This window comes from Kineosporia mesophila (assembly GCF_021129235.1).
GTDB lineage: Bacteria > Actinomycetota > Actinomycetes > Actinomycetales > Kineosporiaceae > Kineosporia > Kineosporia mesophila.
In genome coordinates, this window is record NZ_JAJOMA010000002.1 from 353525 (window position 1) to 368251 (window position 14727).

Annotated in this window: 16 protein-coding genes; 12 read left to right on the top strand and 4 right to left on the bottom strand. The window is 69.6% G+C overall.

Annotated elements, in window-relative coordinates:
• Positions 1–105: 105 nt before the first annotated feature.
• From LR393_RS04670 to LR393_RS04705, 8 genes are all read left to right on the top strand, one after another.
• Complete coding sequence (locus tag LR393_RS04670; RefSeq protein ID WP_231481899.1) at positions 106–705, top strand: RNA polymerase sigma factor; 600 nt, start codon at positions 106–108, stop codon at positions 703–705.
• Positions 702–1250 (top strand): hypothetical protein, encoded by a 549-nt coding sequence (locus tag LR393_RS04675; protein WP_231481900.1) that lies wholly within the window; start codon positions 702–704, stop codon positions 1248–1250. Before LR393_RS04670 ends, LR393_RS04675 begins: the two co-directional genes overlap by 4 nt.
• Before the next feature lie 104 nt (positions 1251–1354).
• Positions 1355–1789, top strand: coding sequence for a hypothetical protein (locus tag LR393_RS04680; RefSeq protein WP_231481901.1), 435 nt, complete (start codon positions 1355–1357; stop codon positions 1787–1789).
• 281 nt (positions 1790–2070) lie between these two features.
• Positions 2071–2610, top strand: coding sequence for a VanZ family protein (locus LR393_RS04685; RefSeq protein ID WP_231481902.1), 540 nt, complete (start codon positions 2071–2073; stop codon positions 2608–2610).
• An 82-nt stretch (positions 2611–2692) separates the two neighbouring features.
• On the top strand, positions 2693–5437 hold the full coding sequence (locus tag LR393_RS04690) for a glycosyltransferase (RefSeq protein ID WP_231481903.1): 2745 nt from the start codon (positions 2693–2695) through the stop codon (positions 5435–5437).
• A complete protein-coding gene (locus LR393_RS04695; RefSeq protein ID WP_231481904.1) occupies positions 5437–6909 on the top strand; it encodes a radical SAM protein in 1473 nt (490 codons plus the stop codon). The genes LR393_RS04690 and LR393_RS04695 overlap by 1 nt, the downstream gene beginning before the upstream one ends.
• Positions 6910–6961: 52 nt before the next feature.
• Entirely contained in the window at positions 6962–7597 is a 636-nt protein-coding gene (locus LR393_RS04700; protein ID WP_231481905.1) for a hypothetical protein, read from the top strand.
• Between the two features lie 568 nt (positions 7598–8165).
• The gene (locus tag LR393_RS04705; protein WP_231481906.1) at positions 8166–8636 is read left to right on the top strand and encodes an META domain-containing protein; all 471 of its coding nucleotides are present in this window, start codon (positions 8166–8168) and stop codon (positions 8634–8636) included.
• Between the two features lie 223 nt (positions 8637–8859).
• On the opposite strand, the gene LR393_RS36925 is transcribed toward LR393_RS04705, so the two are convergent.
• Positions 8860–9027: a TetR family transcriptional regulator gene (locus LR393_RS36925; protein ID WP_407937289.1), complete on the bottom strand. Its 168-nt coding sequence runs from the start codon at positions 9025–9027 to the stop codon at positions 8860–8862.
• A gap of 156 nt (positions 9028–9183) precedes the next feature.
• Between LR393_RS36925 and LR393_RS04710 the strand changes: the two genes are divergently transcribed.
• From LR393_RS04710 to LR393_RS04725, 4 genes are all read left to right on the top strand, one after another.
• On the top strand, positions 9184–10404 hold the full coding sequence (locus LR393_RS04710; RefSeq protein WP_231481907.1) for an MFS transporter: 1221 nt from the start codon (positions 9184–9186) through the stop codon (positions 10402–10404).
• Between the two features lie 117 nt (positions 10405–10521).
• Entirely contained in the window at positions 10522–10866 is a 345-nt protein-coding gene (locus LR393_RS04715; protein WP_231481908.1) for an SCO4225 family membrane protein, read from the top strand.
• A gap of 9 nt (positions 10867–10875) precedes the next feature.
• Positions 10876–11757 (top strand): sensor histidine kinase, encoded by an 882-nt coding sequence (locus LR393_RS04720; protein WP_231481909.1) that lies wholly within the window; start codon positions 10876–10878, stop codon positions 11755–11757.
• Between the two features lie 103 nt (positions 11758–11860).
• Positions 11861–12529: a response regulator transcription factor gene (locus LR393_RS04725; protein WP_345718876.1), complete on the top strand. Its 669-nt coding sequence runs from the start codon at positions 11861–11863 to the stop codon at positions 12527–12529.
• Positions 12530–12544: 15 nt separating this feature from the next.
• Here the strand turns inward: LR393_RS04725 and LR393_RS04730 are convergent, their stop codons facing one another.
• Genes LR393_RS04730 through LR393_RS04740 form a run of 3 tightly spaced genes read right to left on the bottom strand, consistent with a single transcriptional unit; the run spans position 12545 to position 14662 of the window.
• A complete protein-coding gene (locus tag LR393_RS04730) occupies positions 12545–13189 on the bottom strand; it encodes a TetR/AcrR family transcriptional regulator (protein WP_231481911.1) in 645 nt (214 codons plus the stop codon).
• Positions 13190–13228: 39 nt separating this feature from the next.
• The gene (locus tag LR393_RS04735) at positions 13229–13435 is read right to left on the bottom strand and encodes a ferredoxin (protein WP_231481912.1); all 207 of its coding nucleotides are present in this window, start codon (positions 13433–13435) and stop codon (positions 13229–13231) included.
• A 24-nt stretch (positions 13436–13459) separates the two neighbouring features.
• Positions 13460–14662, bottom strand: a complete 1203-nt coding sequence (locus LR393_RS04740; RefSeq protein WP_231481913.1) for a cytochrome P450 — start codon at positions 14660–14662, stop codon at positions 13460–13462.
• Positions 14663–14727: the final 65 nt, after the last annotated feature.

Below are 14727 nucleotides of genomic sequence, written 5' to 3' on the forward strand. Positions count from 1 at the left end.
GAGGCGGAACGCGGCTGAGTCCCGGCGCCCTGCCGGTGTCCTGATCGAGACCGTGACCGGCCACCGTGAGCACAACCTCCGGGGGCGCTCGGGTGTCATAGGGGCGTGACCTTCCTGTCCGTGCCGTCCGATCCCCCGCCACCGGCGGCCCGGTTCACCACGGTGCCCACTGTCGCGGCCACGAGCCGTCCGACCACCGCCGACACCCGGGCCGCGGTCGGCGCCCTGTTCCATCAGCATCAGATCCAGATGGTGCGGGTCGCCACGGTGCTCGTGCGGGACCCCGCGGTGGCGGAGGACGTGGTGCAGGACGCCTTCCTGGCCGTCTACGCGAACTGGTCACGGATCCGGGAGAAGGACGAGGCGGTGCGCTACCTGCACCGCAGCGTGGTCAACGTGGCCCGCAACCGCCTGCGGCGCCGGTCGGTGGTGGAGCGCCTGAAGTCGCTGCGCCACCACGACGAGGTCAGCGCGGAGGACCGGGCGCTCGGCGCCGGCCTGCCCAGCGCCCTGCTGGTGGCCGTCGCCGAACTGCCCCGCCGGGAACGGGAGACCGTGCTCCTGCGGTACTACCTGGACCTGTCGGAGAAGGAGACGGCCGAGGCACTGGGTCTGCGGCCCGGGTCGGTCAAGGGGTACGCGTCGCGAGGGCTCGCGAAACTGCGCTCGGTGCTGGAGCCGGCGATCTGTGGGGAGGAACGATGACGGGCGACGACATCCTCGAGGCGAGGCTCAGGAAGGCTCTGGCGCGAGATCTTTCGGAGGTCACGCCGCGACCCGGAGGGGAAGGGCGCCTGTACCGGGAGATGGACGGCGCCCGGCTGTACCGGCTGCCTCGGCTGAACCGGACGGTCCAGGCCGTGATCGTTCCCGCCGCCGTTGCCCTGGCGATTGCGGCTCTCGTGCTGGCCGTTCCGATGGTACTCGGGGTGGGCCGGGGGAGTGCGCAGCCGGCGGGCCGGCCGACCCCCACGGCGGTCTGCCCCACCGTGCAGGCCGGGGAGGAGGGAACCCTGACCCCGGCGGGCAGCGAGAGCGCCGAGCTCCTGGACGAGGGCACGGAACCCCGTTCGAAGGGTGACCTGGCGTCCGGTGCGACGGAAGAGCTGACCACACCGGGAGAATCGGTTCCGGCGGGGGAGTCTTCCTGTCCGGGCGAGGTGGGTCTCACCCTCGATCCCGATCCCGATCCCGATCCCGATCCCGATGCCGGGACGGTGTGGTCGTGGCTCCTGCGCGGAACTCCCTGACCGTGTGCACAACCCGTCCGGGCTCCCGATTGTCATACAGGTGACGATCCGGAGCCGTGAGGCCGGTGCACCTGGCCCGCCGGGTCGTCACTTCAGGAGGCCGAATGTCTCGCAAGAACGTCATGGGTGCGGCGCTGGTGTTCGCGTCGGGTCTGGTGCTGTCGGCAGCCGGGATGGCAGTGGCGAGTTCCTCCCACCCGGAAACGGTTTCGGTGGCTGCTGGGCACGACACACAGACGTCGAAGGTGGTGAGCGTTCACGGTTCACTGGCGGCGGCCGGTGACGAGACGGTGGAGCCGATCTGCGTCGTGGGCGATGCCGCGGTCCCGGCCGGCACTGCGGTCCCGGCCGGCACTGCGGTCCCGGCCGGCACTGCGGCGGAAGATCTGGTGGCCGGGGAAGACGTGACGCCGGTGGCCTCCACCGACGAGCCGCAGCTCCTGCCCGGCGAGGAAGCCCTCGACCCGTCCGAGTGTTCGGACGGGCCCAGGGAACTGGGTGAGGCCTCGACCACTGTCCCGGACCGGGCGAACGACTGAGTTTCCCGGTGGGCCGGCCCTCCCGTGCGCGGGAGGACCGGTCGGGTTCGTCCTCAGGGCCCGGAAGACTGCGTCGAGCGTTTTCTGAATGGTGGACGCGCTCATCGACGTGTCGAAGGCGTGAACGTTGGCATCGAGGTCGGGTCCGGAGCTCGCCGGGGAGTCTGTGCGACTTGCCACTGAACCGGAGGGCCGGTGCGCGAGTCAGCGGTACCGGAGGACGACCCGGTCGGCACCTGCGGTCGATGTCGCGGTCCGCGGGTCCCGGCAGGGTGGGATGCATGATCAGCACTGTCCTTGCGATGCATCCCTGGCTCGGCTCCTACGGACTCGTGGTCGTTCTCGCCGTCGGCCCGTTCGCCGGCTGGTGGCTGGCGTCCCGCCCACGGGTGGCGGGGGCCCTGCTCCTGGCCTCGCTGGCGGCGGTGGCCGTGCTCACCCTGTCGCCGGGTCCCTCGCACGCGCTGACGCGGTGCTGGGTGGATCTGTCCGGCTGGTCCCCGGGCGCCCTGCTGAACAGCCCGACCGTCCAGGCCAACGTGATCCTCTTCGTCGCGCCGGTGCTGCTGGCCGGTGTGCTCACCCGGCGGCCGCTCGCGGCGCTCGTGGCGGGCAGCGCGCTGTCGGCCGGGATCGAGCTCGTGCAGATGATGGTCCCGGCGCTCGGGCGGTCCTGCGACACCAGCGACTGGCAGGCGAACACCCTCGGGGCGGTCGTCGGAGCCGCCGCCGCGGCCCTGGCGCTGCTGCTCGACGGCAGCCGACCGCAGCGCGGCGCCGGCCGAACGGAGCACCGCGGGGTGAACCACCTGGCGCTCTGATCTGCTGAACATGCGAGGAGTGGCCATTTCGTTATAAAAAGGAACTCGCAGGTGCCCGACGACGTGACCTGGGGAGACCCGTATGCCCGATTCCGTGCTCTGGTGCGTTTCGTTCGACGGGACGCCGATGTCGGGTGTCGTGGTCGAGGCGCTGAAACTCGGCGAGGCCTTCCGGCAGCGGGGGCACCGGGTGCTGCTCGACATCGGGTACGACATCAAAGAGGACAAGGGCCGGTTCTTCGCCCCGTACACCGACGAGGCCGACGCCCTGCCCGGCTGGGTGGAACTGGTCCGCGTCGACGAGATCGCGCAGATTCCCTGGTACACCCCCGGCTTCGTGCGCCAGACGCTCGGCGCGGTGCGTCGTGGCTACCAGCCCTCGCAGACGGTGGCCTGCTTCGAGGTCGTCGTCGAGGCCCTGGCCCGGCGGATCGAGCAGACCTGGCACCGGCACGGGGTGACCGCGGTGCTGGTGGAGAACGGCACCCTGCCCGAGAACATCGCCTACACCCAGGCGCTGTACCGGGCCATCGAGCGCTACGGCCCGCACCTGGCCGACCGGAACGGCGATCGGCCCTTCGTGCTGTGGCGTGACCACGACCTGATGTGGAACAGCGAACCGTCGTCGGGGAAGTACGGCATTGCTCCCTACCCGCTGACGCCCCAGCCCCGTAACTCGCCCTGGATCCGCTACCTCGCCCTGCACGAGGAGGCCCGCCGCCGCACCCTCGAATGGGTCCCGGGGCTGCGCGACCTGAGGGTCCTGCACAACACCTTCGACTTCGACCGGGTCACCACCGCGTCCGGTCTGCGGGAGCACTACGGCATCCCGGCCGAGGCCGCGCTCGTCGCCCGCTGCACCCGCCTGATCCCGCAGAAGCGCGCCGACCGCGAGATCGACCTGCTCGTCCGGCTGGGGGAGCGGCTGGGCGACCGTCCGGCGTACCTGTTCCTGGCGGGGGACCCCTCCGAGCACCCGCCGACCGTCGCGGCCCTGAAGCAGCAGGCGCAGCGGCTGGGTGTCGAGGACCGGGTGATCTTCGGTGGCCGGCTCGCGGCCCGGGACCTGGGCGCGGCCGGACCGGGCTTCTCGGTGTCCGACCTGCTCGCCGAGGCCGACGTGATGTCGTTCCTGACCTCCTACGACTACGAGAGTTACGGCAACCCGATCGGTGAGGCCGTGGCCTCGGGTGTGCCCTACCTGAGCACCCGGTACGCGCTCTACGACATCGTCTACGGGCGTAAGGGACTGCACGCGCCTGTTCTCGAGGTCTCCGGACCGGACGAGGCGCCCCTGACCGACGAGTTCGTCGCCGATGTCGCCGAACTCCTGACCAACCCGCTGCTGCGCAGCCGGGTCGCGGCGCACAACCGGGCCCGCGGCGAAACGTATTTCGCCCGCAGTCGGGCTGCCGAGATGGTGGACGATCTGCTCGGCGAACGCCCGCAGGCATCCGGAGCGCGGGTGGTCGCGTCCGGAATTGTGGACGGGGCGGTCGGCCGGGGGGATGCGCCGGACGTCTACAGTCCGGCCGGGCGGGCAGCCGTTCCGCCGCTGGCCGCCGGAACCCGCATGACGGTGGTGATCCCGGTGCGGGACGAGGCTGCCAACCTGCCGGCGGTGATCGAGTCCCTGGCCGGGCAGCGCGGGCCCGACGGGCCGCTGGATCGTTCACTGTTCGACGTTCTCCTGGTGGACAACAACTCCCACGACGACACCGTCGTCCTCGCCCGGCAGCTGGCGGCCCAGCACGACGGTCTGCGCCTTCACGTGATCGGTGAGAGCGAGCAAGGGGTCTCGTGCGCCCGCCGGACCGGGATGGGGCTGGCTGCCGAACGGGCCCAGGTGCGGGACGGCGACGACACCGGCGAGCGGTTCTACCTGGTCTCGGCCGATGCCGACTGCCGGGTGGCGCCGGACTGGCTGTACGAGCTGCTGAGTGCCCTGGACGGTGACAAGGCCGCGATCGGCGTGTGTGACTACTACTACGACGAGGCGCACTTCGCGGGCCGGCCGCTGCTGTGGGAGGCGATCGACCGCACGATCCGCAGCCGCCGGGTGGCCTGGGAACGGTTCGGTGGCTTCCCCGACGGCAAGGGGTTCGCGGTCGACCGGCGCTCCTACCAGCGCGTGGGCGGGATCGAGCTGTCGTACCAGCTGGAGGGCGGGCGGTTCGTCAGTCATCTGTCCGACGACTGGGACTTCGGCATCCTGGTGCGCGCCACTGGCGACGACATCGTGTACGTGCCCACGTCGCGCGTCGAGATCAACCCCCGCCGGGTCGACCACGCGATCGACGAGGTGGTGGCCGGGCGGGCGTACGGTTCGGGCGGCATCATCACGATGCGCGACATCCGGCCCACGGGTCCGGGAGGTCGTGACCTGACCGAGGCGGAAGCGGTTCAGGCGTGGGAGTTCTCGATCAAGGACTTCATGCCCAAGAACATGATCCTGGCCGCGGTGCTCACCCCGTCGCTGCTGGACGACGAGGGTGTGATCGACCTGCTCTCGCCCGAGCTGGCCCGGCGGATGGCCTCGCGCATCCCGCAGATCACCGCGCAGACCCATCTTCTCAGCTACGTGCCGATCCACTCGTACAAGACCCCGTGCTTCCGGCTGTACTTCGAGTTCGCCGAGGAGCTCTTCGCCCGTCTGCGTGCGAAGGTCGGCCCCGACATCGGCTATCCGCCGCCCCTGCCCGACTGTCTCCAGGAGGTTCGCGACACCGGTGACGAGGAGCGGTTCCGCGAGTTCGTGCGTCACTACTGCGAAGACCGTGAGTCCGGCGAGGCGCACGACTACTTCGGCAACGGAGGAGTTTTCTGATGTCCGACGTTTCGGTGAAACCCGCTTTCCGGAGAGACCAGGCTCTGAAGTCCCTGACCGCGATCGACCCCGGCCACCCGCGTCCCCTTGTTCTGGACGTTCTCGAGAGGCCGGAGAACACGGGTCTGCTGGAGTACGTCGCCAACGACCCGTTCGGTGCCCACGTGTTCCCGGGTGACATCCCCGATGTCTCCCCGTCGTCCTTTCTTGATGATCTGGACGCGCAACTGGCGAGCACGCGGCCCATTCATCTCTGGTCGTACATCCCGACCTGTAGTTACCGGTGCCGCTTCTGCCAGTACCCGGTCGTCATCGTCAAGGGCCCCGAGGGTGTGGTGCGGGACAAGGTCGACCGCTGGGTCGACCTGAACATCCGCGAGGCGCAGCTGTGGCTGGACCGGGTGCCCCGGCTGCGGGAGGCGCCGGTGGGCGAGTTCAACGTCTTCGGGGGCACCCCCTCGCTGATGGGCCTGGACGCGGTCTCGCAGCTACTGGACTTCTACCGGGAGAACTTCGGTTTCGGCCCGGACACGACGATCCGCTTCGAGGGCGACCCGACCACGCTGACCGAGCCTCTGCTGGCCCGGTTGCAGGATCTGGGCTGTGACAAGGTGTCGTCGGGGGTGCAGTCGTTCGACGACCACGTGCTGAAACTCAGCGGTCGGGAGCACACCGAGGCCGAGTGCCACGACTTCCTCGACAGCACGCAGCGTCTCGGGTTCGACTGGACCACGATCGACCTGATGTACGGTCTGCTCGACCAGACCGTCGACAGCGTCGTGCGGGATCTGGACCAGGTGCTGAAACATGATGTGCCGGGCGTGGTCTGCACCAAGCTGCACCTGCGCTCGTACACCGACACCCGTACCGGGGTGGCCGGTGACCGGCCGGCGGCCTGGCAGTTCCCCGAGTACCGCGCCCGCCTGACCGAGTCCGGGCACCACTGGCCCAGCCTGGGCGAGCAGTACCAGATGCGAGAAGTGCTGGCCGGCGGGCTGACCCGGGAGGGCTACGGCGAGCACCCGACCATGTACTTCCACCGCGCGGACAAGCCGCCGGAGACCTGGAAGGCGATCATGGTCGACCAGGACCGGCAGGATGCCGAGGTCGCCATCGGCCTGGGCGGCAGTTCGAGCTGCCGCCGGTCCGAGGCGATGACCGAGGTGAACGCCGTGCAGTACATGAAGATGGTGGACGCCGGTCAGTTGCCTCTCACGTCGGCCACCCGGTTCGGGGATCTGGCCACGCAGGCCCGGGCGATCAAGATGGCGCTGTCCACCCTGCAGCCGCTGCGCGACGACGTGCACCGCGAGAGGTTCGCCGGGCGTTCGCTGTTCGACGAGCCCTGGGGTGAGCGGTTCGAGGGTCTGGAACGGCGCGGTCTGCTGGTGACCGACCGGGCGGGCGGCACCGTGCGCCTCACCCCGCCGGGAGAAGTGCTGGTGGAGGCCGTGATGAACACCGAGTTCTGATCGGTACCCGACATCGAGATGCCGATGATCAAGACATCCCTAATCTGTAGGTATGACCTCGAAGACGGCTGACGTCCGGAACGGCCGGGCCCCGGCCCTGGGCCTGGCCGCCCTGGGCTGCGCCGCTCTGGCGCCCGCAATGATCGTGTTCACCATGAAGGTCCTGCCCGGCGTGGTGGTGCTGGGCGGTCTGATCCTTCCGCTGTGGACGATCAGCGTGGTGTTCGTGCTGCTCGCGGCCGTGATGCTGGGCGCTGCCGTGGTGACGGGGGCCCGGGCGTCGCGGGCCCGTGGTGATGCGGGCAGCGTCGGTTCCGCGGTCAGCGTGCTGCTGGTGATGGCCACGGCGATCCTGATGGTGGTGACCCTGCTCTTCCTGGTGGTCGCGCTGCTCATGGGGCACCTCCTGAGCAACAACATCGGCAGTAAGCAGTTCGCCCGGCTGCGCCCGGAGGGACCGTGCCGGGTCGTCGCCCAGTACTCCACCTACTTCACCTCCGGCACCGGCACGTTCTTCGCCGTCAACGGCCTCGGCCTGGGCCTGAAGGCGGGCCACTACGACAGCGACGACGGCACACTTCCCTTCGACGACGGAAACTACACACTGACCTGGAACGACGACATCGCCACGATCACCTACGGCGGCGAGGAGAACGCGGCGCCGCACCGGGAGACGGTGCACTGCTAGCTCGGTGGCGGCGAACGTTCACCCGCTGCCCTCACTTCCTCGTTCGTGATCAGGCAATCCCCCGGCCTTCGGCCGGGAGGTGCCCCACCTCTCCGGGGAAGTGGGGGAACCTCCCGGCCGGAGTCTGGAGAATCGCCTGATGATGAGCAAGAAGACGGCTGGCCTTCGGATCGCCGCGCCAGACGCCCGCCGTCGTTGTGTACACCTGGTTCACCCTGCGTGTACCAGGTGGACCAGGTGTACACAACGTGCGTGCCCCGCTTCCGGGAGTACGCCGATGCGGTACCCCAGGACCTGGCGCGACAGCCACGAACATCGACCGGGTTTCCTCGCGCTCCCGGCACAATGCCTTCCCGGCGAACGTTCATGGCCTCGTCCGGGCAGTTGCACACCTGCCGGCTTGGTGGTCGGTCTCGGTAAAGAGATCCTCGAAGTACGTTCTGGCGCAACGGAGGACGTGGGGATATCCGTACGGCGTTCGCAAGGGTGATCTTGGAGCGTGTCTCAGGTGGAGATTTTCCGGTGGCCGGTGGGGAACCTCTTTCCCTCGGCGCGCGTCCAAGGGGGCGTGAAGACGAGACCCTGGACAGTGCCGCTGGTGGCGGCGGTTCTGGTGGCCGGTTGCGGATCTGATGACGAGGTGACCCCGCGGGACGCGGGAGTCGAGCGGAACATTCTCGGGACCTGGTACCCGTGGGACATCCCGGCCTACGTGCCGCCCGGGTTCGGTGCCGACAGCTTTCCCGAGGCCACGGTCACTTTCAAGGAAAACGGCACCTGGACCGGCAGTGACGGCTGCAACGGGCAGGGTGGTGACTACGAGATCGCCGCCGACGGCACCTTCAGCGCGGGGGAGCCGGGGCCCTCCACCTTGATGGGCTGTGCGAACGTTCCGAACGCGACCGTGCTGCACTCCTCCACGAAGGCGTCCGTCGAGGGCGGGATGCTCGTGCTGAGCCTGAACGGCACGACGACGGGGCGGTACCTGCGCGAGCCCCAGGTGGCCCCGTCGCCCAGCGCCTCGGTGGCCGACCGCTAGATCGACTCAGTTTCGTTGCCGTGGTGTGAATTTTGCTCAGCACGCGGCGGTCGATGGCCGAGAATTCCTCGTGCCCGTCGGTTCGGCCCAGAGGGCGACGGCCTGGGAGAAGGTGAGGGTGGCGAGCTGCGCGGCGATCGTCGCCGACTGCTCGCCGACCCCGCGTGAGTGAAGTGCGCCGGCCACCGCGGTGGTGATGTCGAGGCGCTTGAGCAGCTCGCGCTCACGGAGCCCGGGGCTCGAGGCGACGACGGCCAGACGCTGGGGGCAGGTCGCGGCGGTCGGAGCTGAACCAGTCGCCGCCGATGTGGTCGAAAGCCGCCGCGATCTGCTCGACCGTGGTGGAGTCGTAGCCCTGCTCGGCGAAGAGCTCGATCGTCGCGCGCTCCAGCTGGTCGTGTGCGTTCGGTTCCCGTACTGGTCGATTCCGGTCGTCGCACCGAGATCCCTTCGGGAGGAACGGTTATCCGGGCCAGATCGGACCCGGCAGGGTGAGCGGTCTTCGTGACATGCTGTGCTGTTCGGGAGACTCGGGGGAGGGAGTGCGGTGATCACGGGGGCTGTCCAGCAATACCGGGACCTACTGAAGGTGCTGGGGGCGCGCCGATCGGTCCTGCCCGCCCTGATCGCGAAGTTGCAGCCCGGCATGTACGGACTGAGCCTGCTGATGGTGCTGTCGCACCACCTGGAGTTCGGGGCGGCGGCCCTGGTCGCGTCCGGATCGGGCTGGGGCACCATGACCACACCGGTGCGGGGTCGGCTGCTCGACCGGTTTCCCTACGGCCGGGTGCTCTGGCCGCTGCTCGGGCTGAACCTGGGGTTCCTGGCACTGCTGATGATCGGCCTGGAGAGAGACTTTCCGTTGCCGGTGCTGTTCACGACCGTGCTGTGCGCGTCGATCGTGATGCCGCCCCTGGGCGTGGTCAACCGGGTCATCTGGCGGAGCCGGGCGACGGGCGCGCTGCTCCCGACGGCGCTGGCCCTCGACGCGGTGCTGGCCGACGTCGGGTTCATGATCGGGCCGGTCGTCGTGGTCGGTCTCGGACAGCTGATCGCACCGGTCGCGGGCATTGTGACCTGCGCCGTGCTCCTGGTTGTCGCCGTGCCGCTCGTTCTGCGTAACGCCCGCGGGATCACGTTCGAACGCATTCCCCGTGGTCACTGGGCCGGGCCGCTGCACCGGTCCCGGTCGCGCCGGGTGCTGCTGGTCGCGAGCCTGTTCTTCTTCGGGGTCAGTCTCCTGCAGACCGCTCTGGCCGCCCACGGTTCGGGCCACGAGGTCACACTCACCGGTGGGGCCGTGCTCAGCCTGATGGCGGTGGCCAGCGTGGCCGGGGGACTGGTCGTGGGTGGGCTGCCTGCCTCGGCGTCCCGGCGTCTGGCCCGGCCCGCCGTCGCGGTCTCGATGATCGGCGGAGCCGTACTGCTGATGGCGGCCCTGCTGCTGCTCGCGGACTGGACGGTCTACCTGTCGTGCATCCCGGTGGGTCTGTGCCTGGGGCCGAGTTTCGTGGCGGTCTACGCAGCGGCCGGGGAAGCGGCGGTGCCGGGGGAGCAGGCCGAGACCCAGGCCTGGGTGGCCAGCGCGCTGATGGCCGGCGGAGCGCTCGGCACGGCGACCGGGGGCTGGACGACACAGCATCACGGGCCGGCCGCGGCGCTGGCCCTGGGTGGTCTGGGGATGCTCCTGGGTGGGCTCGCCGGCACCCGGGCCGCAATCCCGGTGGATCCCGTCGCCAAGGAGGTCCCGGCTCCAGATCACTCCTGAGAGCGACGCGAGCGCGCGGCACCGGGCGAGAGGGTGGAGATGCGCGGGAGGGCCGCGTGAATCATCTCTACTGACGGAGCTGTTGTGATCATGGACGAGCGCACGAGGACGGCATCGGTGAGGCGGGTCGTCGGCTGGGTCGCCGGGAGCTGGATCTCCCGCGTCTACCTGGCGGCCGTCGTGGGGACGACGGTGTGGGCGGAGTGGTCGGTGCGCACGTGGGAGGGTTCCGACGCCAACCTGGCCGGGGTGGTGCCGATGCTGCTGACCATGCCGGCGTCCCTCCTGATGCTTCCTCTCGTCGAGGTGTCCTGGGCGTTCTGGTACTGCGGGATCGTGATCGGTGCCCTGGTCAACGCGGCGATCTTCCACGGCATCTGGAGGCTCGTGGGCCGTCTGGCGCGCACCACCGCGCCCACCGCATCCACCGAATCCACGACGTCCACCGCTGCGCGGAAATAGGCGGGTTGTGTGACTCCGCGATGGAAGACGTGGCTGACACTCGGGCCGCTCGCCGTGCTGTCGGCGATGTTCCTGATCTTCTTCGGCAGCATCTTCGGCGGGGCCGACCGGTACCTCGTGCTGGTGGGACTGGCCGCGGTGCTGATGTGGAAGTTCTTCCGGACCCGGGAGGAACTGCTGGAGGAGCGGAGAGTGGGTGCGGTCGAGCGCGCCCGGCTGCTCGTGCTGGAGGAACGCGCCGAACTGGCCCGCGACCTGCACGACATCGTCGCGCACCACATGTCGCTGATCGTGGTGCAGAGCGAGTCGGCCGACCTGCGGCTGCCGCATCTGGACGAGCAGGCCCGCGCGGAGATGCGCACCATCTCGGAGGCCGCGCGGGCGGCCCTGACCGAGACCCGGGCCCTGCTGTCGGTCCTGCGCCAGGAGAACTCCCATGCGCAGGACGGTCCTCCGCCCGGCCTGCATCTGCTGGACGAGCTGATCGGCACGAACCGGCGGGCGGGCATGCGTCTCGACGTCGCGATCACCGGGAGCCTCGACGTTCTGAGCCCGGGCCGGTCGCTGGCCGGCTACCGGATCGTCCAGGAGGCGCTGTCCAACGCGGCCCGGCACGCGCCGGGGACCGCCGTGCGGTTCGAGGCGCACGGTGACGTCGACGGTGTGCACCTGCTGGTGCTCAACGGAAATGGCCCGTCTCCGCAGGCTCCCGAGGCGCCGGAACGCACCGACGACCTGCGTCTGCGGTGGCTCACGGTGGGGCCGGTGCGGCAGACCGGGCACGGGCTCACCGGCATGGGGGAACGGGCGATCGCGGCCGGTGGGCGCTTCCAGGCCGGGCCGACTCCCGATGGTTTCGTGGCCCAGGCCATCCTGCCGGCGCAGAGATGAAAGAGCCCGATCATGGTGGACGTCCGTCACGTCGCCCCGGGTGGGCGGGAACCACCCGGGACGAGAGTTGCTCCAGGACGGCAGATGACAGGAAGGTGTGGCGGTGAGGACGAAGGTCATGATCGTCGACGATCAGGCGATGGTGCGCTCGGCGTTCTCGGCGGTGATCTCGGCCGAACCCGATCTGGAAGTGGTGGGCACGGCCGAGGACGGCCTCCAGGCGGTGGAGCGGGCCGGAACACTTAACCCTGACGTGATTCTGATGGATGTGCGGATGCCCCACCTGAACGGTATCGAGGCGACCCGCCGGATCCTGGCCCGGCCCGGACCTCATCCGGCGAAGGTGCTGATCCTGACCACCTTCGACCTGGACGACTACGTGTACGAGGCCCTGCGCGCCGGGGCCGGCGGGTTTCTGCTCAAGGACGCCCGCCGGGCCGACCTGGTGCAGGCCGTGCGTGTGGTCGCCGCCGGGGAAGGACTCCTGGCCCCGACCGTGACCCGCCGCCTGATCGCGCATTTCGCCGGCCGGACGGCCCCGGACCAGCGTCTGAGCGGGTTGACGCCCCGCGAGACCGAGGTGCTGAAGCTGATCGCGTCCGGGCTCTCGAACGCCGAGATCGCCGCTCACCTCGTGGTGGCCGAGCACACCGTGAAGACCCACGTCAGCCGCATTCTCGACAAGCTCGGCCTGCGCGACCGCACCCAGGCCGTCGTGCTCGCCTACGAGAGCGGCCTGGTCGAGGTGGGCCGGCCCTATCTGGAACGCTGAGAACAGCAGTCTGAATCAGGCAGTGGGCTGCGTGGTCGGCGCGACCAGCAACCCCACCATCGCGTCGACCAGGTGGTCCGACATGGACTGCCAGGTCGGACGTCCACCATCACGCTCGTGGGCCAGGGCCCGCTCGTGCTCGGCGGTGACGTGCACGAGCAGCGAGCGGGCCATCTCACTGCGGGTGAGGCGCACCGCCGGCGGCAGGACCGGCAGGGCCCCGGACAGGCCGTTCAGCGCGCGGACCATCGTGGGGGACCGGACCCCGTCACGGACCACGACCGCGCGCAGCTGCGGATCGGTGAACAACTGCTCGGAGAAGCGGGCGTACCAGGTCGGCGGCCCCAGATCGTCCAGGTGCCGGGTCAACGGGGTGACCAGGCAGGCCACCCGGTCCCGCAGCGGCGCGCCGTCGCGGCACCGGTCGAGCATGTCCTGCCGGATCACGTCGATCGGCCCGGCGTGCCGACGGGTGATCGCCGTCAGCAGGTCGGTCTTCGAACCGAAGTGGTAGCTGACCGCGGCCGTGTTGGCCTGCCCGGCCGCCTCACTGATCTGCCGGTTGGAGACGGCCGCCAGACCGTGCTCCGCGTAGAGCCGCTCGGCGGCGTCGAGCAGGCGCAGCTGGGTGACGCCGAACTCCTGCGCGACATGATCCACCCTTCATTCTGACGTGAACACCCGGCGATGCACCCGTGATCAGGCCACGGAATCGGGCTCCAGCCAGATGGCCCGGGCCGGGCAGACCGTGATCGCCTGCTGCACGTCGCCGAGCTGATCGTCGGCCGGCTGCGGCGTGAGCAGCACCGCGACTCCGTCTTCGTCGCGCTGGTCGAACACCTCCTCGGCCGCCATCACGCACTGCCCCGAGGCCACGCACCGGTCCTGATCGACGACAATCCTCATGTGCCGCTCCTGTCTCGAAAAGCTTTACCAGGCCACCGGAAGCTCGTAGACGCCGTAAACCACACCGTCGTTCTTGAACGGGACAGCGTCGACCGTCGTGGCCAGGCGCAGCGTCGGAATGCGCCGGTAGAGCGTGCTGTAGACCACCTGGAGCTCGAGGCGGGCCAGCGGCTGGCCGAGGCACTGGTGCACACCGAACCCGAAGGCCACGTGATGACGGGCGTCACGGGTCAGATCGAGGTCGTCGGGCGCCGCGAACGCCCGGGGATCGCGGTTGCCGAGCTCGTTCGGGCAGATGATTCCCTCACCGGCGCGGATGGTCTCACCCGCGATATCGATGTCTTCGAGGGCCACACGCCGCCGGCCGTTGTGCGTGATGCTGAGGTAACGCAGCAGTTCCTCGACGGCGCTCGCCACCAGTTTCGGATCGTCGCTCCCGCGCAGCAGGGCCAGCTGCTCCGGGTTCTGCAGCAGGGCGAGGGTGCCCAGGGCGATCATGTTGGCGGTGGTCTCGTGCCCCGCGATGAGCAGCAGCAAGCCGACCCCGGCGGCGTCGTCGGGGGTGAGTTCGCCGGCCTCGACCCGGCCGACCAGCATGGACAGCAGGTCGTCACCGGGACGACGGGCCTTCTGGGCCAGCAGATCGGTGAGATAGCCGCGCACGTTCTGCGCCGCCGCCGCGCGTTCTTCGGGCGGGACCGACAGCCGGATCAGGGTTTTGCTGTTCTGCTGGAAGAACTCGTGATCGGTGTACGGCACCCCGAGCAGGTCGCAGATCACCAGCGACGGCACCGGCAGGGCGAAGGCCTCGACCAGATCGGCCGGGTTCGGGCCGGCCAGCAGGTCGTCGATCAGGTCGTCGGTGATCTTCTGGATCGCCGGGCGCATGGCCTGGATGCGCTTGACCGCGAACGGCGCTGTGACCATGCGCCGCAGCCGGGCGTGCTCCGGATCGTCCTGCACGATGAAGCCGGGCCGACGGTTGCCGACAATCGGTGCGGCCAGCGGGAATCCGTCGCGGAAGACGTCGGCGCTGACCCGCGGATCGGCCAGCAGCGCCCGCTGTTCCTCGTAGCGGGTCACCAGCCAGTGGGTGGTGCCGTTCCAGATACAGACCTTCGTCAGCGGTGCCTGCTCCTGCTGGTCGTGCAGCGCGGGCGCGGGATCGAAGGGACAGCGGGCGTCCCGGGCCATCGGATATTGGGGGGTCGTGGTGGTGTTCGTCATGGGCCACCTCTCGCAACTCTCAGCGTCGATGCGAATTCTTTGCGTCACCATTTAAACCACGTGAT